Raw genomic sequence first — 21,713 nt, 5'->3', positions numbered from 1 at the left:
GGATGTCCGCCTCGCTTAGCCCAGCTGCCGCACGATGCGCGGCCCCAGCAGGTTGGCCAGCGGCAGCGGCAGGCGGCGCCAGGCGCGGATGAACAGCGCGTATCTGGGATTGAGCGGGTTGACTTCCGGCAAGGCCGTGGCGCGCACGAGCCGGTAGGCGTAGGGCAGCGGCTGCGGGACAAAACCCCAGTTTTTCTTGAATTCGAAGGCGCCCGTGCCCAGCTTGCTGCGGCCGAAATCGAACAGGCGGCAGCCGCGCAAGGCCGCGCGGCGCATCACTTCCCAGTACATGAAGTCGTTGGCGCCCGAGCTGCGCGCCAGCAAGGTGCCGGCGCCGTAGTAGGGCAGCACTTCGTCGCGGAAATAGAACACGAGCACGCTGGCCTGCGCCTGCAAGCCCTGGTAGACGGTGAGGATGTCGCAGTCGGCGCCGAACACCGTGCGCAGCAGGGCAAAATGGCGGCGCGCGAAGACGGGCGTGCCCAGGCGGTGCACGCTGCCCGCGTAGATCGGGTAAAAATGCCGCAGGTCGTAATCGATGGCGCTGTGCAAGTCGTTGGCGATGCCCTTGCGCACGACGGCGCGCTGCTTGCGGGGAATCGCCAGCAGATTCTGTTCGGCATCACCGTGCAGGGGGCGGCGGAACGTCGCATACAGGGGCCGTTGCAGCCAGCCGGCTTCCGCATCGGCCCGTGCGTCGCGCCAGCGGTATTCGAGGTGGCCCACGCCCAGGCGCCGCGCCAGCGCCTGGGCCGCTTCGTCGAGGGCCCGGCGCACGCCATCATGGCCGCCGGCGATGCCGCCATACACGCAAAACGGCAGGGCGACGAGGGCGGAACCGAACAGGCGGCTGCGCATGTGGGCCAGCGGCAGCACGGCGGCGATGGCCCCGTCCTGTTCGGCATACAGGAAGTAGCTGTCGTGGCCAAAACCCTGTTCCATGACGGTTTGCCAGCCGGCCCGGTGAAAGAAGGTGGCGTCGGGACAGGCCGCGACGAAGGCGTCCCAGCGCGCATGCGCCTGCGCGTCGCGTGGCAGTTGCCGCACGGTGAAGGCGCCTGCATGCGGCGCGTTGCCGGACGGCGGCGCGGAGAACCCGAGTGGCAGGCTGGCCTCGTGCATCATGTGCTTTCAAGAAAAATGCGGTCCATGCGGTCCCAGGCGAAGTCGTCCGTCAGGCGCGCCAGCCGCGCTTCCATGCGCCCCAGGTTCAGGTAGTGGCGAAAGCGCGTCTTCGCGCCCAGGCCCGGCGGGCGCGGCTGGCCGGGATCGAGTTCCCAGGGATGAAAATAGAATATGCCAGCTTGGCCGTCGCGCGAATTGATGCGCCGCAAAAGCCAGCGCGACAGTGGATACGGCAGCAGGCGGAAATAGCCGCCGCCGCCGGCCGGCAGGTTGCGCCGGCCCAGGCGCACGGTGCTGACGGGCACTTCCAGCACGCCCTGCGGCCCGCGCGGGCGCCAGGCGAAGCGGGGGGCATCGGGCATGCCGTAGTGGTCGTGGCGGATCGGGTAGATGCTGGAACTGTAGCGGTAACCCGCTTGCTGCAGCACGTCGAAGGCCCACAGGTTGCCGGCGCCGATGGAAAAGCTGGGCGCGCGGTAGCCCAGCACGGCGCGGCCCGTCAGCTGTTCCAGGATGGTTTTGCTCAGGCGCACGTCTTCGGCGAACTGGGCCGGCGACTGTTCGCTGGCGCGCAGGTGGGCGTAGCCATGGCTGGCCACTTCGTGCCCGGCCTGCGCCACTTGCCGCAGCATGGCCGGATAGCGTTCGGCGATCCAGCCCAGCGCAAAAAAGGTGGCGTGGATGCCGCGCCGTTCCAGCAGCAGCAGGATGCGCTCGATATTCGCCTCGACCCGGCATTCGAGGCGCGGCCAGTCGGCGCGGGCGATGTGCGGCGCGAAGGCGGAGACCTGGAAGTAATCCTCGATGTCGATGGTCAGCGCGTTCTTCGGTGCTGGCAACACCACCGGCGGCGTCATCGCGTGCCCCCGCGCGCGGCCACCACGCACGGCAGGTGCGCGGGCGCGCCGGACGCAAGATCGGGGGCGGACATGGCGGGCTCCTCAGAATCGCATGGTGAGCGTGGCGCTGACGCCGTTTTCGCGGTAGGCGCCGCCCCGGTTGCTGGTATGGAGCGTGTGGCGCACGTCGATGCTGGCCGTCACCTTGCGTTGCAGGATGCGGGTGTAGCCGGCCGTCACGGTGGCGTTGCCGTCGCGCCGCGTGGTGCTCAGCGAGCGCGTGCCGGCATAGCCGGCGCTGACGTTGACGCTGCTGCGCGAGGATGCCTGCCAGCTCCAGCCGAGGTTGCCGCCGATCTGGCGCGTGCGGTCTTCGCTGCCGAATTCCACGCCGGGCAGCAGGCCGCTGTCGATGCCGCTGGCCGTCTGCGCCGTGCGGTCGACGGCGGTGATGCCGAACAGCAGCGTGCTTTTTGCCGTGGCGCGCGCCATCGTGAGCTTGGCCTGCTTTTGCAGGAAATAGCGGTGGCTGAAATAGTTGATGGCGCCCAGTTCCGGCCCCAGTCCGTTGGCGTAGCGCAGGAAGGCGTCGATGCGCAGGCGCCGGTCTAGTGCATTGGGAAAGATGCCGCGCCACAGCTGATCGAGCAGGCTGGCCGCGTCGCGGTTGCCCAGGCGCAGGAATTGCGCGGGCATGGTGGTGATGTCTTCGCCGTAGCTCGCTTGCCAGCTGGTGTGGCGCTGCACGAAGCTGGCGTCCAGGCTGTAGGTGCGGCCGAAGAAGCGCCTGCCCGTGCTGAAGGCCACGCTGGTGCGCGGCGATGGCGTCCACACGCCGCCCAGCGACCAGAAACGTCCCTGCGGCGCCTTGCCCGAGCGCGTTTCATAGCCTTCCTTTTCCGCGCCGGCGCTGGCCGTGGCCGCCCATTTGCTGCTGAACGGATAGCGCAGGCCCACGCTGCCCCGCTCCATGCGCTGGTTCGCCAGCTTGCTGTCCTGCGTGCGGCGCACGTCGTAGCTGGCGTTCCAGGTCCAGCCCCCGGCGCGCGGTTCGCCGCTGAGCAGCAATTGCGCTTCGTCGCTGTGCACGGACAGCAGGTCGCCGCCGCTGTCGACCGTATTGCGCGTGTAGCGCAGCTCGGCCGTGGCCAGGCTGCGGAAGCGGTGGCGCAGGTACGGACTGATGCTGGTGGTGCGCACCGTGCTTTCATTCTGCGTGCCGGGCAGGTCGCCGATGGCCTGCGGGCCGAACGGCGAGATGCTGCGGCGGCTGACGCCGGCTGCCGCATCGACAAAGAACCAGTCCTTGACCAGCTCGGCGTCGGCCCCGGCGTCCAGCTGATGCTGGTCCGTATCGGCGCGGCGCGCGTAGAGGAATTTGTGCCAGCTGTAGTCGAGGTGGACGCGCAGGCGCGGGCCGCTGCCGACGAGGGCGATGGCGGGCGCGATTTCGGTGATGAAATCGGACTGCTCCTGGCCGGGCGGCGCGCGCAGCGCATTGTCGGTGTAGCTTTCGCGCAGGCGCAGCGAGGGCTGCACCAGCCAGTCGACGGCGCAGGCCGGCGCGGGCAGCAGCAACAGGAGCAGGGGCAGCAGCGGCGGGGACGGCGGCGCGCGGCGGCTAATCGTAATAGCCATAATAATCGTTGCCGGCGAACGATTTGGTCTTGTTGTAGATCAGATGGATGTGTTCGCACGCTTCGATCTGGCGCAGCGCCTCCTTGACGGCGTGCTGGGTTGTCGTTTCCGCTTCCACCACCATCACCACTTGCCCCATCTGTCCCACCAGCGCGTGCGCTTCGCTGGTGATCAGCAGGGGCGGCGAATCGAAGACGACGATGCGGTCGGCGTAGCGGCTGGCGATGTCGGCCAGCAGCCGGCTCATGGCGCGGCTGGCCAGCAGTTCCGTCGCATGCTTGTTGCTGCGCCCGGCGGGCAGGATGCTCAGGTTGGCCACGTTGGTCTTCAGGATCACGTCGGCCATGGCCAGCTGCGGGTCGAGCAGCACGTCCATCAGGCCCGGCTCCGGCGCCAGGCCCAGCACCTTCAGCACGGACGGGCGCGCCACGTCGGCGTCGACCAGCAGCACCGTGATATCGAGCTCCATGGCGATGCTCATGGCCAGGTTGACGGCGCAATAGGTCTTGCCTTCGCCCGGCATGGCGCTGGTGACGACGATCAGGTTGCCGTGGCGGATGGCGTCGGCGCCGCTGGCGCGCGCCTGGCGCAGCAGCGGGCGCTTGATGATGCGGAAGTCCTCGGCCACGGCACTGCGTCCGCCGTCGTGCGTGAGCATGCCTTGCTCCTGCAGCCGGTCCAGGTTCAGGGCGCGGTAGCGGGGATGGGCGGCCGCCGCGGCGGCGTCCCCGCCACCGGCGCCGTCCGGGCCGTAAGGCGCGGCGGCCTCGGCCACGCCCAGGATGACCGGCTCCTGCCTGCCGCTGTCCTTGCTGCTGCGCTCCTTGCTGCTCATCGTGGCTCCCGTGGTGGCGTCTAGAATTTCAGCAGCGCGGCCGTCATGACCCCGCCGTACAGCACGAACAGGCTGCCCAGGCAGGCGCCGAAGGCATAGCGGGCGCGGCGGCGGCGCACCTGCTGCAGGGGCGTCCAGTTCATCGAGACCGTGCCCAGCACGTTCAAGCCCGTCGCGTCGCGCAGTTCGGCGGGGCTGAGGAAGGTGGGGCGCACCTGGCTGATCAGCAAGGCCGCGGCGACGCCGGCCACCAGGGCCGCGCCCAGCGCCGCGGAAAACAGCAGCGGACGGTTCGGCCCGACGGGCTTGTACTGCACCGTGGGCGGGTCGATGATCTTGAAGGCCATCATGTCGGTGGTGGAACTGATTTCGCCCGACAGCTTGGCCGCTTCGCGCCGGCCGATCAGCTTTTCATAGTTTTCCTTGTTGATGATGTAGTCGCGGTTGAGCTGGGCCAGCTGCGACTCCACCTCGGGCACGGCATTGCTTTGCGCCAGCAGCCGCTCGTTGCGCGCGCTAAATTCCTGCACGCGGGCGCGGATGGCCGCCACCTTGGCGTCCGCATCCGTCAGCGCCACTTTCAGCTGCTGCAGCATGGGACTGTAGTTCTTGCCCGGGTCGCCGGACGCGGCCTTGACCTTGCTTTCCTCGATCTTGCGCTCTTCCAGCTGGGCGATGAGGCGCTTCGAGGCGATGATGTCGGGGTGCAATTCCGTGAATTGCATGCGCAGGTTGTCGAGGTTCTTGTTCAGCGTGGCGATGCGCTCGTCGAGCTCGGGATTCGTGATGGAGGCCGCGTTCGGCTCCATGTCCAGCACGGGCTCGTCGCCCTCGATCTGGCTCTGGATGGCCTTGCGCGCCTGCTCCGCCTCGAGCAGTTCCAGCTTGGCGTTGTTCAGGCTGTCGGACGACATCAGCAGCTGGCTGCCATAATCGATGCCCTGGCGCGGCAGCAGCAGGTTGTTGCGGATCTTGAATTCCTTGACGAGGTTTTCCGCCGCGCTCAGCTTGTCCTCGTAATTCTTGATCTGTTCGTCGATGAATTGCACCGCCTTCTGCGAATCGCCCTTTTTTCCCTGGAAGCTGCCTTCGACGAAGATGGTGAGCAGGCTTTGCACGACGTCGCGCACGAGTTTCGGGTCGCGCCCGCTGTAGCTGATGGTGTAGATGTCGTAGGCGTTGGTGCCCGTGATCTTGATGTTGCTCATCAGTTCGTCGAGCCGGGCCTCGTGCTCGCGCACGGTCTTCGAGTCGAGGTCGAGGTCGACCATGCGCATGACGCGCTCGACATTGGGGCGGCTGAGCAGGGTGCGGCTCATGATGGCCACCTGCTGCTCCGCGTTCGGCACGCTGGTCATGCCCGCCATCAGCGGCTTGAGAATGGTTTGCGTATCGACAAACACGCGGGCCGACGTCTGGAAGTCGTCGGGCAGGCTGATGACCTTGATGAAGCCGGCGATGGCCACCAGCCACGCCACGAGCACCGCATGCCAGCGGTATTTCCAGATGCCTTTCAGGCTGGAAAGCAGCTGCTGTATCAGTTCCTCCATGTCGCTTCCTTCGGATGACGGTGCTTCGTGGTGGATGGGCCTGCGGCGCGCACGGCCTGGCGCGCGGCGGAAAATGCTTGCCGGGTACGCAAAGTATATGGCGGCTGTTGAGCAAGATTTCCCGAAATGATTGCTTCTTGATACGCCTCAAGGTTCGCTTGCCGGGTTTTCATAATCATAGGAACTTCGCGGCCCAGGCTGCTTCTGCGCGGCCGGCCATGGACGCGCCACCGACCCGAAGAGGCCCCGCATGAATCCGTTTCGCCGTGTATTTGTCCGCAACACGCTGGTGCTCGCCTGCGGCGCCGGCCTGCTCGGCGCCTGCCGCACGCGCTATCCGCTGGCGCCCGCCGACGACAGCGCCCCCATGCACGACTACCTGATCGGGCCGGGCGACTCCGTCAACATCATCGTCTGGCGCAATCCGGAAGTGTCGCTGACGGTGGCCGTGCGGCCCGACGGCAAGATCAGCACGCCGCTGGTGGAAGACCTGGTGGCCAGCGGCAAGACCTCGACGCAGCTGGCGCGCGATGTCGAGCACGCCTTGAGCAAGTACATCCAGCAGCCCGTGGTGACGGTGATCGTCACCAATTTCTCGGGGCCGTATGGCGAGCAGATCCGCGTCATCGGCGAGGCGGCCAAGCCGCAGGCGCTGCCGTACCGGCTCGGCATGTCGCTGATGGACGTGCTCATCGCCGTGGGCGGCATCACCGATTTCGCCGCCGGCAACAAGGCCAGCATCATCCGCATGCGCGACGGCAGCCAGCAGCAGCTGGGCGTGCGCCTCGACGATTTGCTGAAGAACGGCGATATTTCCGCGAATGTCATGATGCGGCCCGGCGACGTTTTGCTGATACCGGAGAGTTTTTTTTAAATTAGCAACAATCCTGTCAAAACAGCATGTTGTGTGCAGTTTTGTACTTGCGGGCAAATTAAAGCGTGCAATTTTGCTATGAAATAGCGCATTTCTTTGGTTTTTTTTGCCCGGAGTGGGAACTTCTCCACTTTTCTTCTTGTCACAAGGCATTGGCTTCAGTCCGTCTCGACGGCGGCCGATGAACGTGAGGACAAGATGAGCTTTGAAGACGAACCCATTATTTCCTTCGACACGCCCGGCGCATTCAGCGACCTGGTGGTGGGTGAAGGCAAGATCGATCCGGCCATGGAGCACGAACTCGACCTGCAGCGCTTTCATATCCGCATGGCCAATTCGCGCGGGCGGCGCGAAGCGGCGAGCCTGCTGATCCGCAAGATGTACGGCTGGCGCGGCTACGCCGTCGATCCCGGCATCGCGCACGCGCTCAACAAGATCACCCTGTTCGCGGAAACGGCCGGCACCACGGTGGGCACCATGACCCTGTGCCTGGACAACGACGAGACGGGCTTGCCGGCCGACGAGAATTTCCGCGACAAGCTCGACCTGCTGCGCGACGAGGGCCGCCGCCTGTGCGAACCGTCGCGCCTGGCCATCGACAAGGGCGTGAGCAAGCGCGTGTTCGCGGCGCTGATTTATATTTCTTATATTTATGCTCACAATATCCACGGCTTTACGGATTACGTGATCGAAGTCAACCCGCGCCACGTGGTGTTCTACAAGCGCATGCTGGGCTTCAGGGACTTTGGCGGCGAGCGCGAGTGTACGCGCGTGGGCGCGCCGGCCGTGCTGCTGCGGCTCGATCTCGGCTACATGGGCGCGCAGATCCGCAAGTACGGCGGCCTGATGGAACAGCATGGGGGGGAACGGTCGTTTTACCCCTTTTTTTTTCCAACATGGGATGAGCCTGGCATTACCGACCGCTTGCGGCAAGGGCGCAACTGACTGCTCATTTGTTTTTCAATAAGATCGCCTGCATGTGGTTGCCCGGGATCGCGTAGGTGATGCCGCTGGGGGCGCTGATGGCCGTTTCCTTCAGGCCCTTGACCCAGACCATGTTGACGATGCCGTAGACGAGACCGGTCTCGGGATCGAACAGGGGGCTGCCGCTGCTGCCCGGATACGCCGTCGCGTCCAGCTGGAACACCATGTACGGCGCCTTTTGCAGCTGCGCCAGGCGCCGCGTGTCGAGGCGCTGCGCATTTTCGCTGGGCATGACGACGGGCGTGAGCGAAGACACGGTGGCGCGGTGCGTCACGTGGTGCAGGCCCAGCAGCATGCCCAGCGGGAAGCCCGTGAAGGCCATCGCCTGGCCTTCGCGCACGCTGGCCGCGTCGCCCAGCGCCAGGGCCGGCAGCGGCGTGCCCGCCAGGCGCAGCAGGGCAAGGTCGTGTTCGGTGTCGATGGACAGCACTTTCGCGGGCCGGAATTGCGCCGCCTCGCCCTGGCCCGTGAGGATGCCGATGACTTCGTCGGTCTTCGCATCGAGCAGCTTCTGGATCACGTGGGCGCAGGTCAGCACGCTCAGGCCGTCGCCCGCGACGAAGCCCGTGCCGATGAAGTTCATCGGCGGCGTGCGCAGCTTTTGCAGGCTGCCCACGCCGACGACGGAGGGCTTGACCCTGGCGATCGCTTGCGCCAGCGCATCGTCGGCGCGGCACGGCGCAGCGGCGACGAACAGCGCCAGGCAGAACAGTAGCGGAGACAGCCGTGTTTTCATGGGGGCGACCTTTCGGCAGGAGGGGAAGGCAGGGGCTGCAGCAGCGTACACAGCAGCATCAGGTAGCACAGCAGGGCGATGCGCGGCACGTCGAGCAGGCTGTCGAACAGGCCGACGACGAGAAAGCCGGCCAGCGCGGCGGCGCAGGCCAGCGCGCCGTCGCGGCCCTGGCGCGCCTGGCGCAGCACGCGTCCGCCCGCCAGGCCGATCAGGGCGAACGTGGACAGGGCGCCGCACCAGCCCGTTTCCACCAGCAGCTGCAGGGCCAGGTTCTTGATGTGCCACGGCAGGTGATGGTGGTCGCTGCTGAAAAACCAGTCATTGTTTGCCTGCGTAAACTGGCCGTTGGCCACCAGTTCCTCGCCGCCCGGCGCGCGCAGGCTGACGTTGTCGACGTCGATCACGGCCGACTCGGCCGCACCGCTGGCCGCCAGTTCCAGCTGCACGGGCGGGCGCAGCAGCCAGGCGCCCGCGCCCAGCCACGCGCTGTCGAGCTCTACCGCGTAATGCTGCCATGCCGCGGCCGGCGCGCCGGGCGGCGGCGCGCGCAGGCGCAGCGGGGCGTTGACGCAGTTTTGTGGATACAGCAATTGTCGCTGGCACAGCCGCACCAGCAGCACGGGCATGGCGCCCGCGCGGCGCGCGTCCAGCGCCAGCGTGTAGCGCGTGTCCGGCTGCACGGGCAGCCGTTGCAGCAGCCGCAGCAGCTCGCCATAGCCGGCGCTGTAGCCGGGACTGGCCAGGCGCACGTAAGTGTTGCCGGGCTTGCCCCCTTCCACCGCATACGTGATGCTGGCGGGCACGTCGCGCTGTGGATTGTGCCAGTAATAGGTGGCGGGAAAGCTGCCCAGGCCCATGCCGAACAGCCGGCTCTGCCAGCCGGGCGGCTGCATGGCCAGCACTTGCCGCCAGTGGCGCACACGGCCCTGCAAGTCGCCCGCGCTGGTGGCAAAGCGTTCCGTGGCGTAATAACTGGCGGACACGGGGATGGCCAGCAACAGCAGCACGCCGGCCGCGCCCGCGATGCCGACGCTGGCGCGGTCCAGCTGCCACAGCGGCGGGCGCAAGCTGCGGTTGCACAGCATCAGCATGGCCAGCAGGACGACGAGGCCGGCCGGCAGCAGGGCGGGGCTGCCGGCCCAGTGCCAGCCTATCCAGACAAGATTGCAGGCGAGCAGGGTCCACGCCATCATGGCCACGCTGCGCCTGGCTGGTCCTTTGCCGGGCAGCAGCGCGGCCGCCAGCAGCAGGGCCGCCAGCAGGAACAGGAAGTACGGTCCCTTCAGCCAGCCGGCCGCCGGGTGCGTGGCGGGCGCCGGCCACCAGCTGGCCAGCACGGCCTGCAGGCACAGCGCGCACAGCACGCTGGCCGGCGCCAGGCGCCACGGCAGCGGCTGCGCGGCCAGCACGAAGCTTGCGGCGAGCAGGACCACGGCGGCCGCCAGGCCACGGTAGCCGGCCAGGCTGAACATATATAAGAGCAGGACGCCGCCCAGGCCCGCCAGCAGCAGGCCCAGCAGGGCGCGGCGGCGCGGCAGGGGCCGGCTGGCGCGCCGGCCCGCCGCCAGTGCCTGCCACAGGAACAGCAGCACCCCCGCCAGGATGGCCGCGTACAGGCCCCGCGAAAATGTCGCCAGCGCCGCATGCAGTGCCAGTCCCAGCAGCAGCAGGGCCAGTGCCGCCTGCCAGCCGCTGCGCGCGCGCGCCAGCCACAGGGCGGCAAACGGCAGGCTCAGGGCCAGGTAGCCGTCGAGCGCGGCGCCGCCCGTGTGCATGGCGGAAAATGGCGCCGTGATGCGGTAATCGCTGGACATGTTCAGCAGGCCGGGAAACACGGCCCGTTCCCACAGGGCAAACAGCGACACGAGGGCCAGGCCCGCCAGCATGCCGGGCAGCGCATGGCGGCGCAAGGCGTCGGCGCTGGCGTCGCGCAGCAGCAGCGGCAGCAGCAGCATGCTCCAGGCCCAGGCCTTGCCCAGGCGCAGGCTGTTGTAGGGACTCAGGTAGGTATTCCACGCATTCAGGTCGCCTGGCGGCAGCGGCAGCACGCCGCGCAGCAGCGCCGCCAGCCAGGCCACGCTGCACAGCAGCAGGCAGGCCCGGGCGGCCGGCGACAGGCGCGCCGCCGCCGGCTGGGGCGGGCCGCCCAGGCGCCAGTAGCCGCAGGCCACCGTCAGCAGCAGCACGATGTCGATTTCTTCCAGAAAGAACCAGCCCGTCCACGGTGCCAGGTCCAGCACGGGCAGCAGGGCGGGCAGGCAGAACATCCAGCAGGCGGGGCGCCAGCACAGCAGCAGGAAATATGCGGGCAGGACGATGGCGAACAGCAGGCCGGGCCAGCCGTGCTCGAGCGGATAGTGGCGCAGGGCCAGCACGCAGGCCGCGCCCGCGAGCAGGGCCAGCGGCCGCGCCGCCAGGCTGGGCAAGGCCGCGCGCATGGGCTAGAGCCGGGTCAGCAAGGCCTGCGCCTCGGCCCGCTGCGGAAAATCCTTGTTGGCGGCCAGCAGCTTTTCCAGTTGCTGGCGCGCGCCCGGCTTGTCGCCCGACTTCGCCAGGGCCGCGCCCAGGTGGTACTGGATTTCCGGCGCCGCCGGCGCCAGCCCCGCCGCCTTGCGCAGCAGGGTGGCCGCGCGTTTCACGTCGCCCTGTTCCAGCACGATCCAGCCCAGGGTGTCGAGCACGGCGGGATTGTCCGGCGCCAGCTTGAGCGCCTGCTCGGCCGTCGCCTGCGCGCGCGGGTCGCGCTCCTGCTGGTAGGCCCAGGCCAGGTCGTTCAGCGCCACCACGTTGGCCGTATCCTTGCCGACGATGTACTGGAACTGTTCGATGGCGGCGCGGTATTGCCTGGCCGCCAGCTTGGTGCCGGCCAGGTAGTTGCGCGTGGGCAGGTCGTCGGGATTGTCCTTCAGCCAGGCCGCCATGCGCGCGTCCGCCGCCGGCCCCTGGCCGGCCGCCTGCATGGCGCGGTACAGCTGCACCTGCAGGGCGCCGATGCGGCTGATCTGGAACGCGCGCTCGTACAGCTTGACGGCTTCCTGCGGCAGTTTCTGTTCCATCAGCACGTCGCCCTCGAGCTTGTAGCCGGCCGCCAGCTTCGGCTGCTGCTCCTGCACCTTGCGCGCGACGGCCAGCGCGTCGCGCTGGCGGTTCAGGGCCAGCAGCATGGCCACTTCGACCACGCGGGCGTCGAGCAGGGTGGGGTCGAGCGCCTGCGCCCGCTTGACGGCCTGCAAGGTGGCCGCATGGTCGCCCAGCGCCAGGTGCAGGCTGGCGATGCGCATCTGCAGCGGCGCCGACGCCGTCTGTATGCTGGCCAGCTTGCTGTAGCTGTCGAGCGCCGCCTGTGCCTGGCCGGCGCTGTATTCCACCTGCGCCCGCAGTGCCAGGGCGTCGGCGTCGCCCGGGTGGCCCGACTGCAGGGTGCGCGCCAGTTCCAGCGCCTTGTCCGGCGCGCCCGTCTTCAGGTAGAAATTACTCAGCAGCAAGGCCGGCGCGACGGCGTCCGGATTGTCGCGGTGGCCCCGCTCCAGCCAGCGCCGCGCCTCGTCCGTGTTGCCTTGGGAGGCGGCCAGCTTGGCCAGCGCGGCGCACAGGTCGGCATTCTTCGGCGCCTTCGCCAGCGCCCGTTCGAAGCGCAGTTTCGCCTGTCCCGGCTTTTTCTCGGCCAGGTCGATCTGCGCCAGGTTGTTCAGCGCGGGCAGGTAGACGGGGTCCATGCCCAGCGCCTGCTCGAAGCTGGCGCGCGCGGCCGGCAAGTCGCGCAAGGCCAGGTAGACGCCGCCCTTGAGGTTCAGCAGCAGGGGATTCGTGCCTTTCTGCTGCTGTTCCATCATCTTGACGGTGGCCAGGGCCTTGTCGTTCTGCTTGTTGCGCAGCAAGGTCATCACCAGCATGGTGCCCGCCTGCGGCATGCCCTTGCCCAGCGTGCTGGCCCGCTCCAGCTCGCTGATGGCGCGGCCGCTCTCGCCCATGCCCAGCCGGCTCACGCCCAGCGCCGCATGCAGCCTGGCCGTATCCGGCGCCAGGGTGCTGGCCTTTTCAAAGTAGGCCGTGGCCTTGTCGTAGCGGCGCGCGCGCAAGTGCGCCTCGCCCGCCAGCGACAGCAATTCCACGTCGTCGGGAAAGGCGGACAGCGCCGGCTGCAGCAGGTCGATGGCGGCGTCCGTCCGGTTGCGCAGCAATTCGATCGACGCCATCATCTTGATGGCGTACAGGTGCTTGGGATATACGGCCAGGAAGCGCTGCAGATAGCTTTCCGCCAGTTGCGGCGAACCGAGCGACAGCTGCACGGCGGCCGCCAGCAGGATGGACGGCATGTGGTCGGGCGCCGCCTTGAGCACCAGCTGCAGCGATTGCAGGGCAGCCTTCGGCTTGCCCTGGCGGAAATCGAGCAAGCCCTGCGCCTGCAGCACGCCCAGGCTGTTGGGCGCCGTGCTGCGCGCCGAGGCCAGCTGCGCGGCCGCCTCCGCATAGCGTTTTTGCGCGATGTCGAGGTTGGCGAGGTCGATATGGGCCTGGGTATTGTCCGGCTTGATCTTGAGGATGTGCATGTAGCTGAGCCGCGCCGCGTCGTCCTTGCCTTGCAAGCGCTGCAGGTCGCCCTGCAGGCGCAGGGCGTCGATGCTGGCCGGGGCGCTTTTCAGGGCCTGCGCCAGCAGCAGCTCGGCCGCCGCCGTCTGCTGCTCCAGCGCCGCGATGCGCGCCAGCCCCAGCAGCGCTTCCGCCTGGTCCGGGTGGGCTTCGAGCATGCGCGTATACAAGGTGCGCGCCTCGTCGCGGCGGTCCAGGGCCAGCAGGGCGTCGCCGCGCAGGGCCAGCATGGCCGGGGGCAGGGCCGCGTCGTCGGCGATCTCGGCAAGGATCCTGTCGGCCTGGCCCAGCATCAGCCAGGCCTTGCCCAGCAAGGGCATCACTTGCTGTTGCGCCAGGCCCAGCGACTTCGCCTTGCGCAATTCTTTGTCAGCAGACAACGCTTCGCCCGTCTCGATGTAGATGCTGCCCAGCAGCAGGCGCGCCGCCGCATTGTCCGGTTCCTTCTGCAGCAGGTTCTTCAGCTGGATGATGGCGGCGCGCGCCTCGCCCTTCTGGCGGTACTGCTGCGCGTCGGCCAGCAGGGTGTCGCTGTTCTGCGTGCCGTGGCAGCCGCTCAGGACGGGCAGCAGCAGGCTGCAGCACAGCGCGGCGGCCGCCAGGGCGGGGAAGGGGCGGGCAAGGTATCGGGCCATGGAAGTCTCCGGTTGCGGCATGCATGAGGAAGGGGCATGGCCTACTTTAAAAAGATGGCCTGTGCGCTCATTGATTGCGCTCAACAGGCCGCCGAATGATGGCGCGGCAGACGCCATCCGCTCCGTGTTTCTTGTTCCTGCTCAAGAATGGCCGGGCCTGCGACCGTAGAATTTCCGGGACGGCGACAGTCCGGCCGCAACCATTCGGAGCACAGGCATATGGACAGCAAGGTGGAAATCAGCGGTGGCGAGGTGGTGGCCGTGGTGGGCCTGGGCTACGTGGGCCTGCAACTGGCCGTGGCGTTCGGCAAGCGCCAGCGCACGATAGGTTTTGATTTGTCGGCGCGCAAGGTGGAAAGCTACCGGCGCCACGTCGATCCCACGGGCGAAGTGAGCACGGAGCAGCTGCTGGCGGCGCAATGGCTGAGCGTGGGCTGCGATCCGGCCGAGCTGCAGCTGGCCGACTTCATCGTCGTGGCCGTGCCCACGCCCGTCGACAGCGCGCACAATCCCGATTTCTCCGCCCTGGCCGGCGCCAGCGCGGCCGTCGGGCGCCACATGCGGCGCGGCGCCATCGTCATCTACGAATCGACCGTGTATCCCGGCGCCACCGAGGAAATCTGCATCCCGCTGCTGGAACAGCATTCGGGCCTGCGCTGGAAGGAAGACTTTCACGTGGGCTTTTCGCCCGAGCGCATCAACCCCGGCGACAAGGACCATACCCTGCACAGCATCCGCAAGGTGGTCTCGGGCGACGACGCCGCCACGCTGGAGCGGGTGGCGCGCCTGTACCAAGGCGTGGTCGAGGCCGGCGTGCACCGGGCCTCGAGCATCCGCGTGGCCGAAGCGGCCAAGGTCATCGAAAACACGCAGCGCGACCTGAACATCGCGCTGATGAACGAACTGGCCATCATCTTCGACCGCATCGGCATCGACACCCTGGAAGTGCTGCAGGCGGCCGGCACGAAATGGAATTTCCTGCCGTTCCGCCCGGGCCTCGTGGGCGGCCACTGCATCGGCGTCGACCCCTATTATTTGACGCACAAGGCGGAAATGCTCGGCTACCACCCGCACGTGATCCTGGCCGGGCGCCGCATCAACGACGGCATGGCCAAGTTCGTGGCGGAAAAAACCATCAAGGAAATGGTGCGCGCCGGATTCAAGCTCAAAGGCGCGCGCGTGAACGTGCTGGGCCTGACCTTCAAGGAAAACTGCCCGGACTTGCGCAACTCGAAAGTGGTCGACATGATCCACGAACTGCAATCGTACGGCGTGCAGGTGCACGTGCACGACCCCGTCGCCGACGGGCGCGAAGCGCTGGAGGAATATGGCCTGACCCTGGACAGCTGGGAACAGCTGCCGCAGGCCGAAGCGATCATCAGCGCCGTGTCGCACCAGGCCCTGCTGGCCCGCCCGCTGGCCGACTACCGGGCCAAGGTGGTGGAAAACGGCTGCTTCATCGACATCAAGTCGCATTTCGACCCCCGCCAGCTGCAGGACGGCGGCCTGCACGTGTGGCGGCTGTGATGGCGGCCGATACCTCGCATCCGGCCGCCGGCGACAGCGCCTGCGCCCGGGCCTGCGCGCAGCTGGCGCAAACGCCCCAGCGCTGGCTGGTGACGGGCGTGGCCGGCTTCATCGGCTCGCACCTGCTGGAAATCCTGTTGCGACTGGGCCAGGAAGTGCGCGGCCTGGACAACTTCATGACGGGCCACCGCCACAATCTTGAACAGGTGCGCGCCAGCGTGGGCGAAGCGGCGTGGCGGCGCTTCACCTTCATCGAAGGCGACATCCGCGATCCGCAGGCTTGCGCGGCCGCGTGCGGCGCCGGCCCGTCGCGCGCGGGGGCTGCCGCCACAGGCGGTGCTGCCGGCGGCGCAGCGCATGCCGGCGTCGACTACGTGCTGCACCAGGCCGCCCTCGGCTCCGTGGCCCGCTCGCTGGAAGACCCGCTGCTGTGCCATGCCGTCAATGTCAGCGGCTTTCTCAGCATGCTGGCGGCCGCCCGCGACGCCGGCGTGCGCCGCTTCGTGTATGCGGCGTCCAGCGCCACGTATGGCGACCACCCGGCCTTGCCAAAGGTGGAGCAGCACATCGGCGCACCGCTGTCGCCATATGCCCTGAGTAAATACGTCAATGAGCTGTACGCGCAAATCTACGCGCGCTGCTACGCCACGGAAACGGTGGGGCTGCGCTACTTCAACGTCTTCGGCCCGCGCCAGGACCCGCTGGGCGCGTATGCGGCCGTGATACCGCGCTGGATCGCCGCCATGCTCGACGGGCGGGCCGTGCAGATCCACGGCGACGGCGCCACCAGCCGCGACTTCTGCTACGTGCAGAACGCCGTGCAGGCGAACATCCTGGCCGCGACCTGCGCCGACCCGGCGGCCGTCAACCAGGTCTACAACGTGGCCGTGAACGCCCGCACCAGCCTGACGCAGCTGCACGCGACCATGCAGCGCATGCTGCTGGCCGCCTGTCCCCGCCACCGGCCGCTGGCGCCCGACTATGGCGACTTCCGCGCCGGCGACGTACGCCACTCGCAGGCCGACATCGCCAAGGCGTCCCGCCTGCTCGGCTACGCCCCCACGCATGACCTGGCGCAAGGCTTGCGGCAGACCATCGCCTGGTACGTGGCGCAGGCGCCGGCGCCGGCGTAGGCGCAAGCGAGGATGCCAGCGCAAGCGCAGCCAGGATGGCAGCAAAGGCGCGGCACGGACGCCGGGATGGACGCCGCTGCGCATGCGGGGTCCCGGGGCCCCGGCCGTTCGCCAGTGCCAGCCGCCCCGGCTACGCGCCGGCCGGACCGGCCATGGCCCCGCCGTCAACCTCGGAGAATCGCGGAGAATCTCGAAAAATGCCTTCTGACATGGCCCGACATCGTCCATCACCGTACAACAGCGCATAACATCGGATAGCTCTCGGAGAGCGTCAGAGTTTGGAGCCATTGCCCCGGCTGCCGGCACGGCATCGCGCCCGGCTTGCAATGCAGCCGGCAGCCAGTTGGTGGGGCGGGGCGGGCGCCTTTCAGCGCGGCACGGGGGCCGGGGTCGGCGCGGGCGGTTCCGGCACGCCGTCCTTTTTGCTGCTGAGCACTTTTGGCGTGCCGCGGAAATCGGCCGTGTGCAGCGTGACGGGCCGGCGCCACACGCGGGCGATGTAGGCCAGCACCTGCTGCGCCCGTTCCAGGTCCAGGCCGCGGCCATCGCGCTGGTGGTCGTGGCGCAGCACCAGGCTGCCGTCGTCGTTGAGCAGGGTGACGGCAATGCACGGCGCGCCGTAATTGTACTTGGGCGCCAGGATCGCTTCGCGGATGGCCGCCAGCTCGCGGCTGGCAAGGCGGGTCTCGCCGTCGCGGCGGCTTTCGTGCACGAACAGGCCGAGGCGGTCGGCCAGCTCCGCGTCCAGGTAGTTGCGGATGAAGCTGAAATCGTCGTCATCGCGGCAGATTTCGCGCGCGCGCGCCAGTCCCTGCCTGTCGATGATGCGTTCCCACATGCAAAAACCCAGGTGGTAGGGATTGACGGCCAGCGCCAGCTGATGTTCTCCCGCATAAGGGCGCACGACGTCGGAATGGGACTTGATGGCGGACAGATACAGTTCCGGCGGCAGGAAACGCGCTTCGCGCAGCAGCCGCGCATGCCAGTACGAAGCCCAGCCTTCGTTCATGATCTGGCACGCATACACGGGATAGAAATAGAACGACTCTTCACGCACGGCGAGGAAGATGTCGCGCTCCCAGTCGGCCAGTTCCGGCCCGTAGCGGGCGATAAACCACAATAGATCATATTCGGCCTGGGGCGGCAGCAGTGGACGCTGCGCCAGCCGCTCGCGCACCGCCTCGTGCGCCGCCAGCGCGGCCGCTTCGCCGGGCAGGCGCCGGTAGCGCCGCGTGAAGGGGCCGGCGTCGCCCGCTTTGGCGGCGTGGCCAACCCCGGCCGCGCCGCCCGTGTCGGGATAAGGCAGGCGGTGCAGGGGGGCGTGGATGTCGACGTGCTGCTCCAGGGCCAGCGCCGCGTCGAGCACGGCTTCGACCTGGTCCTGTCCGTGGCGCTGCAGGGCCGCCTCGATGCGCCGCGCCCGCGCCGCGCTTTGTTCGAGGATGTTCTTGCCGGCCATGGCGCCGAAGCGCAAAAACAGTTCGTTGCGGCTGGCAAAGTCGGCATGGCCCAGCACATGCGCCGTGACGAGGGTGTTTTCGGCCACGGAATTGTGTTCGGCCATGTAGGCGTGGCAGGGATCGCCGGGAAACATGACTTCGAAGATATGCGAGTTGCCCATCTTCTGGTGCACGAGCTGGTGGATGTAGCGCACGCCGAACGACCAGTGGCGCATGCGCACGGGCAAGCCATAGATGGCGATCTCGGCCATGAAGCTGTCGGGCACCAGCTCGAAATCGACGCGAGGAAACACCAGCCCCAGTTCCTGCGCCAGCGCTTCGATGCGGGCCGCATGGCGGGCCAGGGCTGCGCTGTCGCCCGCGTGCGCCATGGCGCGGCCCGTGGCAGGTTCGGGCGTGGCATGGCGGCCGCTCATGCCGCGTCCTCGATGCTGGCCGCTTCGTGGCGGAAGAAGGTGCGGATGGCGGCCCACACGTCGTCCGGCCTGGCCAGTATGCTGCTGTGCAAGGGCAAGCCCTGGCGTTCCTGCTCGGCCCACAGGCGGTGCATTTCCGTTTCCAGGCTGTGCGGCGTGCCGGGCACGGTTTCCACATAGCCCATGTAATTGAGCAGGGGCGCCAGTTCGGCCAGGGTCCGGCTGGCGGCGCTGCGGTCTTCGCTGAAGTTCTCGCCGTCGGACGCATAGAACAGATAGGCATTGTAGCGGCCGGGTGCATAGTGTTGTTGCAACAGTTCAAGGCTCAGGCGGAAGGCGCCGGATGCCATGGTGCCGCCCATGCCGTTGACCTGGAAAAACTCGGCTTCGGAAAATTCCCAGGCCCGCGTCGTATGGGCGATGAAGCGCGTTTCCACCTTGGCATAGCTGCGGCGCAAGCCCTGCAAGGCAAAGAAAAAGAAGGACTTGGCCAGCTTGCGTTCGGCCTGCGCCATGCTGGCCGACACGTCGAGCACGAAAAACACGACGGCGTTCGCGCTGGGCCGGGGCCGCAGGCGCACCTGCCGGTAGCGCAAGTCGTCGTTGGTGAAGGGGACGGGCCGGGCCTGCAGGGCCCGCCGCTTGATGGCTTCCTTCACGGTGCGCCGCCGGTCCAGGCGCGAGCGCGCGCCATGGCGGTCCAGGCCGGCGCGCTGCAGCTGCACCTCGTCGATGGCGCTCAGGTGGCGCGGTTTCAGGTGCGGCAGTTTGAGCTCGTCCCACAGCCAGTCGAGGATGTCGTCGACGGCAAATTCGAGCAGCAGGCGCACCTCGCCCTCGCCATTGCCGCCTTCGCCCTGCGCCTCGCCATCGCCCGCGCCGGCAGGGCGCGCCGCGCGCAGGATATCGCCGGGCTCGCCTTCGCCCTGGCCCGCGCCCACGCTGTTGCGCGCCGGCGCCAGGCGGAAGCGCGCATGTTCGAGCAGGCGCACGGGCACTTGCACCGTGCGCTGCTGCGGTCCGCCGATCAGGTCAGGGCCGGCGATGAGCTCGGGCAAGTGCGCCTGCACGGCGGCGCGCACCTTCTGGTTGTGGCGCAGCCAGTCGCGCGCGCCGCGTGAAAACAGCGCATACCAGGGCTGGGCCACGGGGCGCCCGGCCGGCGCGGCCGCTGCGCCCTCCGCCGCCGGCGCGGCGTCGCGGCTGTCCCTGTCTGGCGTGGCGGCGGCGGGCATGGCTACTCCTGGGCCAGCAGGGTGGTGACGTAGTTGAGCGCTTCGCGCGCGCTGTGGGCGTCGTAGCCGTATTCGTCGACGAGGCGCTGCTCGACGGCGGAAATCTTCGCCCGCACGTCGTCGTCGGGGCGCTTGGCCGAGCTGACGAGGCGCAGCACGTCGCGCCGCTGCTCGAACAGATACTGCTGCACGGCGTCGTTGAGCTGAGCGTGGCTGCCCAGGCCGAACGCTTCGCCCCGCTTGAAGGCGCCCATGGCCTTGCGCACCACTTCCTGGCGGAATGATTGCTTGCCAGAATCGCTGATCTGGATCTTTTCTTCCACGGCGCGCAGGAAACGCTCGTCGGGCCGCCGCTCTTCGCTGGTGATGGGGTCGCGGATCTGCCGGTTGTCGAGCATGGCCTCGACTTCATCGAGATACTTGTTCAGCAAGTCCTGCGCCTCGTGCTCGAACGAGACGAACAGGGCCTTGTGCACGTCGGCCTTGACCCAGCGGTTATAGAAGTCCTTGCGCGTGAGCACCAGATAGTCGATCCACTTGCGCTTGCGCCGCGGTTCGATGCGCGCATCGCTCTCGATGCCGTCCTTCAGGGCCAGCAGCACGTCCATGGTGGTCAGGCTGTTGCGCTGGGCGGCGATGATGGCGTGCGACAGGGCGTTGATGACAAAGCGGGGCGAGACGCCGGCCAGGCCCTCGTCGGGCGCCCTGTCGCGCTCGCGGATGCGCCTGACCTCGGCATGCTGCAAGTCATCGACGTCTTCATCGGCATAGATGCGCAGCTTCTTGACCAGTTCCGCCTCCTTGTCGTCGCCCTCGGGCAGGCGGCTGAGGATGGCGAACACGGCCGCCGCATGCAGCACGTGCGGGTCCAGGTGCACGCCACGGAAGGCGGGCGCGGCCGACAGGATCAGCTTGCGGTAGATGCGCGCTTCCTCGCGGTAATTGAGCGTGTAGGGCACTTGCACGATGACCATGCGGTCGAGCAGGGCCTCGTTCTCGCTTTCTTGCAGGAATTTGCGAAATTCCGCCAGATTCGTGTGCGCGAGGATGGTTTCATCGAGGTAAATCAGGGGGAAGCGCGACACCTTGACGTTCTTTTCCTGGGTGAGTGTCAGCAGCAGGTACAGGAATTCGCGCTTGACCTTGAGGATTTCGATCATTTCGAGCATGCCCCGGCTGGCCGCGTAGACGGCGCCCGACCACGACCAGGCGCGCGGGTCGCCCTCGTCGCCGTACTGCGCCACCTTCGACAGGTCGACGGAGCCGACGAGGTCGGCCAGGTCGGCCGTCGTGGGGTCGTGCGGCGCATACGTGCCGATGCCGCAGCGGCCCGCTTCCGAGATATAGAGGCGTTCGACGGGCATGCGCAGGAAGTCGCCCGCGTACTGTTCTTCCAGGCGCGCCATGCAATGGGGGCACAGCTCGCCGTGCAGGTCGAGGCCATAGCTGGCGCGAAAACCCGCGCGCATGCTGTGCGGCACCAGGTGCAGCGGCGATTCGTGCACGGGACAACCGGCGATGGCGTACAGCGCGCCTTCGCTGCTGTGGCTGTACTCTTCCAGGCCCCGCTTGAGCAGGATCACCATGGTCGACTTGCCGCCCGACGGCGGACCCAGCAACAGCAGCATGCGCCGGCCCACCTCGGAGCCGGCGGCGGCCGCCTTGAAGTAGGCGGCCACGCGGTCGATTGCCTCGTCAATGCCGAACAGCTCGTCGTCGAACAGGCGGCAGCGGAAGCGCCCGCTGCCATCCGTGTCGCCATTCGCACGCATCATGTCCCACAGATACTGGTGGGCGCTGCGCGCCAGCAGGGCGGCGCCCGTGGGCAGGATGTGTTCGAGGAAGTCGCCAAAGCTGCCGCGCCAGGGGCTGCCGCGATGCTGCGCCGCATAGGCCGCCAGGCCGTGCACGAAGCGGCTGCGCCGGCCCGCGTCGTCCGCCGGTTCCTGGCCGTCGTGGCGGTCGGCCCCGTCCGCCTGCGCCGCAGGCGCGGGCGCATCGTTGTCGCTGGAAAGGCGTGTCGTACCTGAGCTCGTCATCGTTTCTCCATTCCTGCCATTGCCGCGCACTGCCGTGGTGCAGGCCATGCTCGCAGCCAGCCGATCCAGTATACGGCGCGCAGCCTGGTTGCACGCC

The 21,713-nt window shown here is 68.0% G+C and carries 15 protein-coding genes; 4 read left to right on the top strand and 11 right to left on the bottom strand.

Features of this window, described 5'->3' with window-relative positions; translation table 11 throughout:
• Nucleotides 1–15: 15 nt before the first annotated feature.
• The 5 genes from BXA07_RS25795 to BXA07_RS25775 all read right to left on the bottom strand — a co-directional run bounded on the left by BXA07_RS25795 (nt 16) and on the right by BXA07_RS25775 (nt 5,987).
• Nucleotides 16–1,122 carry a FemAB family XrtA/PEP-CTERM system-associated protein gene (locus BXA07_RS25795; protein ID WP_083708547.1) on the bottom strand — a complete coding sequence of 369 codons (1,107 nt, stop codon included), beginning with the start codon at nt 1,120–1,122 and terminating at the stop codon, nt 16–18.
• The gene (locus BXA07_RS25790) at nt 1,122–1,982 is read right to left on the bottom strand and encodes an XrtA system polysaccharide deacetylase (RefSeq protein WP_170909740.1); all 861 of its coding nucleotides are present in this window, start codon (nt 1,980–1,982) and stop codon (nt 1,122–1,124) included. Before BXA07_RS25790 ends, BXA07_RS25795 begins: the two co-directional genes overlap by 1 nt.
• A gap of 84 nt (nt 1,983–2,066) precedes the next feature.
• Complete coding sequence (locus BXA07_RS25785) at nt 2,067–3,602, bottom strand: TIGR03016 family PEP-CTERM system-associated outer membrane protein (RefSeq protein WP_076572212.1); 1,536 nt, start codon at nt 3,600–3,602, stop codon at nt 2,067–2,069.
• Entirely contained in the window at nt 3,586–4,437 is an 852-nt protein-coding gene (locus BXA07_RS25780; RefSeq protein ID WP_076572209.1) for an XrtA-associated tyrosine autokinase, read from the bottom strand. Before BXA07_RS25780 ends, BXA07_RS25785 begins: the two co-directional genes overlap by 17 nt.
• Nucleotides 4,438–4,457: 20 nt before the next feature.
• Complete coding sequence (locus BXA07_RS25775) at nt 4,458–5,987, bottom strand: XrtA system polysaccharide chain length determinant (RefSeq protein WP_076572207.1); 1,530 nt, start codon at nt 5,985–5,987, stop codon at nt 4,458–4,460.
• A 250-nt stretch (nt 5,988–6,237) separates the two neighbouring features.
• Here BXA07_RS25775 and BXA07_RS25770 point away from each other — a divergent pair, with 250 nt between their 5' ends.
• Both BXA07_RS25770 and BXA07_RS25765 read left to right on the top strand, forming a co-directional pair.
• A complete protein-coding gene (locus BXA07_RS25770; protein ID WP_076572205.1) occupies nt 6,238–6,861 on the top strand; it encodes an XrtA/PEP-CTERM system exopolysaccharide export protein in 624 nt (207 codons plus the stop codon).
• A gap of 198 nt (nt 6,862–7,059) precedes the next feature.
• Nucleotides 7,060–7,806: an N-acyl amino acid synthase FeeM domain-containing protein gene (locus BXA07_RS25765; RefSeq protein WP_076572203.1), complete on the top strand. Its 747-nt coding sequence runs from the start codon at nt 7,060–7,062 to the stop codon at nt 7,804–7,806.
• A 4-nt stretch (nt 7,807–7,810) separates the two neighbouring features.
• Here BXA07_RS25765 and BXA07_RS25760 read toward each other — a convergent pair whose 3' ends face one another.
• From BXA07_RS25760 to prsT, 3 genes are read right to left on the bottom strand one after another with little or no spacing between them, the layout of a single operon-like run.
• Nucleotides 7,811–8,581: a S1 family peptidase gene (locus tag BXA07_RS25760; RefSeq protein ID WP_076572202.1), complete on the bottom strand. Its 771-nt coding sequence runs from the start codon at nt 8,579–8,581 to the stop codon at nt 7,811–7,813.
• A complete protein-coding gene (locus BXA07_RS25755; RefSeq protein WP_076572200.1) occupies nt 8,578–11,019 on the bottom strand; it encodes a hypothetical protein in 2,442 nt (813 codons plus the stop codon). The genes BXA07_RS25760 and BXA07_RS25755 overlap by 4 nt, the downstream gene beginning before the upstream one ends.
• Nucleotides 11,020–11,022: 3 nt before the next feature.
• Nucleotides 11,023–13,806, bottom strand: coding sequence for an XrtA/PEP-CTERM system TPR-repeat protein PrsT (gene prsT / locus BXA07_RS25750; RefSeq protein WP_076572198.1), 2,784 nt, complete (start codon nt 13,804–13,806; stop codon nt 11,023–11,025).
• A gap of 219 nt (nt 13,807–14,025) precedes the next feature.
• On the opposite strand from prsT, the gene BXA07_RS25745 reads away from it, so the two are divergent.
• Both BXA07_RS25745 and BXA07_RS25740 read left to right on the top strand, forming a co-directional pair.
• On the top strand, nt 14,026–15,333 hold the full coding sequence (locus BXA07_RS25745; RefSeq protein ID WP_076572197.1) for a nucleotide sugar dehydrogenase: 1,308 nt from the start codon (nt 14,026–14,028) through the stop codon (nt 15,331–15,333).
• Nucleotides 15,333–16,466: an SDR family oxidoreductase gene (locus BXA07_RS25740; RefSeq protein ID WP_076572195.1), complete on the top strand. Its 1,134-nt coding sequence runs from the start codon at nt 15,333–15,335 to the stop codon at nt 16,464–16,466. Before BXA07_RS25745 ends, BXA07_RS25740 begins: the two co-directional genes overlap by 1 nt.
• A 367-nt stretch (nt 16,467–16,833) precedes the next feature.
• Here the strand turns inward: BXA07_RS25740 and BXA07_RS25735 are convergent, their stop codons facing one another.
• Genes BXA07_RS25735 through BXA07_RS25725 form a run of 3 tightly spaced genes read right to left on the bottom strand, consistent with a single transcriptional unit; the run spans nt 16,834 to nt 21,616 of the window.
• Nucleotides 16,834–18,342, bottom strand: a complete 1,509-nt coding sequence (locus BXA07_RS25735) for a SpoVR family protein (RefSeq protein ID WP_244556409.1) — start codon at nt 18,340–18,342, stop codon at nt 16,834–16,836.
• Entirely contained in the window at nt 18,339–19,577 is a 1,239-nt protein-coding gene (locus tag BXA07_RS25730; protein ID WP_083708544.1) for a DUF444 family protein, read from the bottom strand. The genes BXA07_RS25735 and BXA07_RS25730 overlap by 4 nt, the downstream gene beginning before the upstream one ends.
• 2 nt (nt 19,578–19,579) lie before the next feature.
• On the bottom strand, nt 19,580–21,616 hold the full coding sequence (locus tag BXA07_RS25725) for a serine protein kinase (protein WP_083708543.1): 2,037 nt from the start codon (nt 21,614–21,616) through the stop codon (nt 19,580–19,582).
• Between the last annotated feature and the right edge of the window lie 97 nt (nt 21,617–21,713).

The sequence above is a fragment of the Janthinobacterium sp. TND4EL3 genome, assembly GCF_900156175.1.
Classification (GTDB): Bacteria; Pseudomonadota; Gammaproteobacteria; order Burkholderiales; family Burkholderiaceae_D; genus Janthinobacterium.
This window is presented reverse-complemented; position numbering and strand designations above follow the sequence as displayed.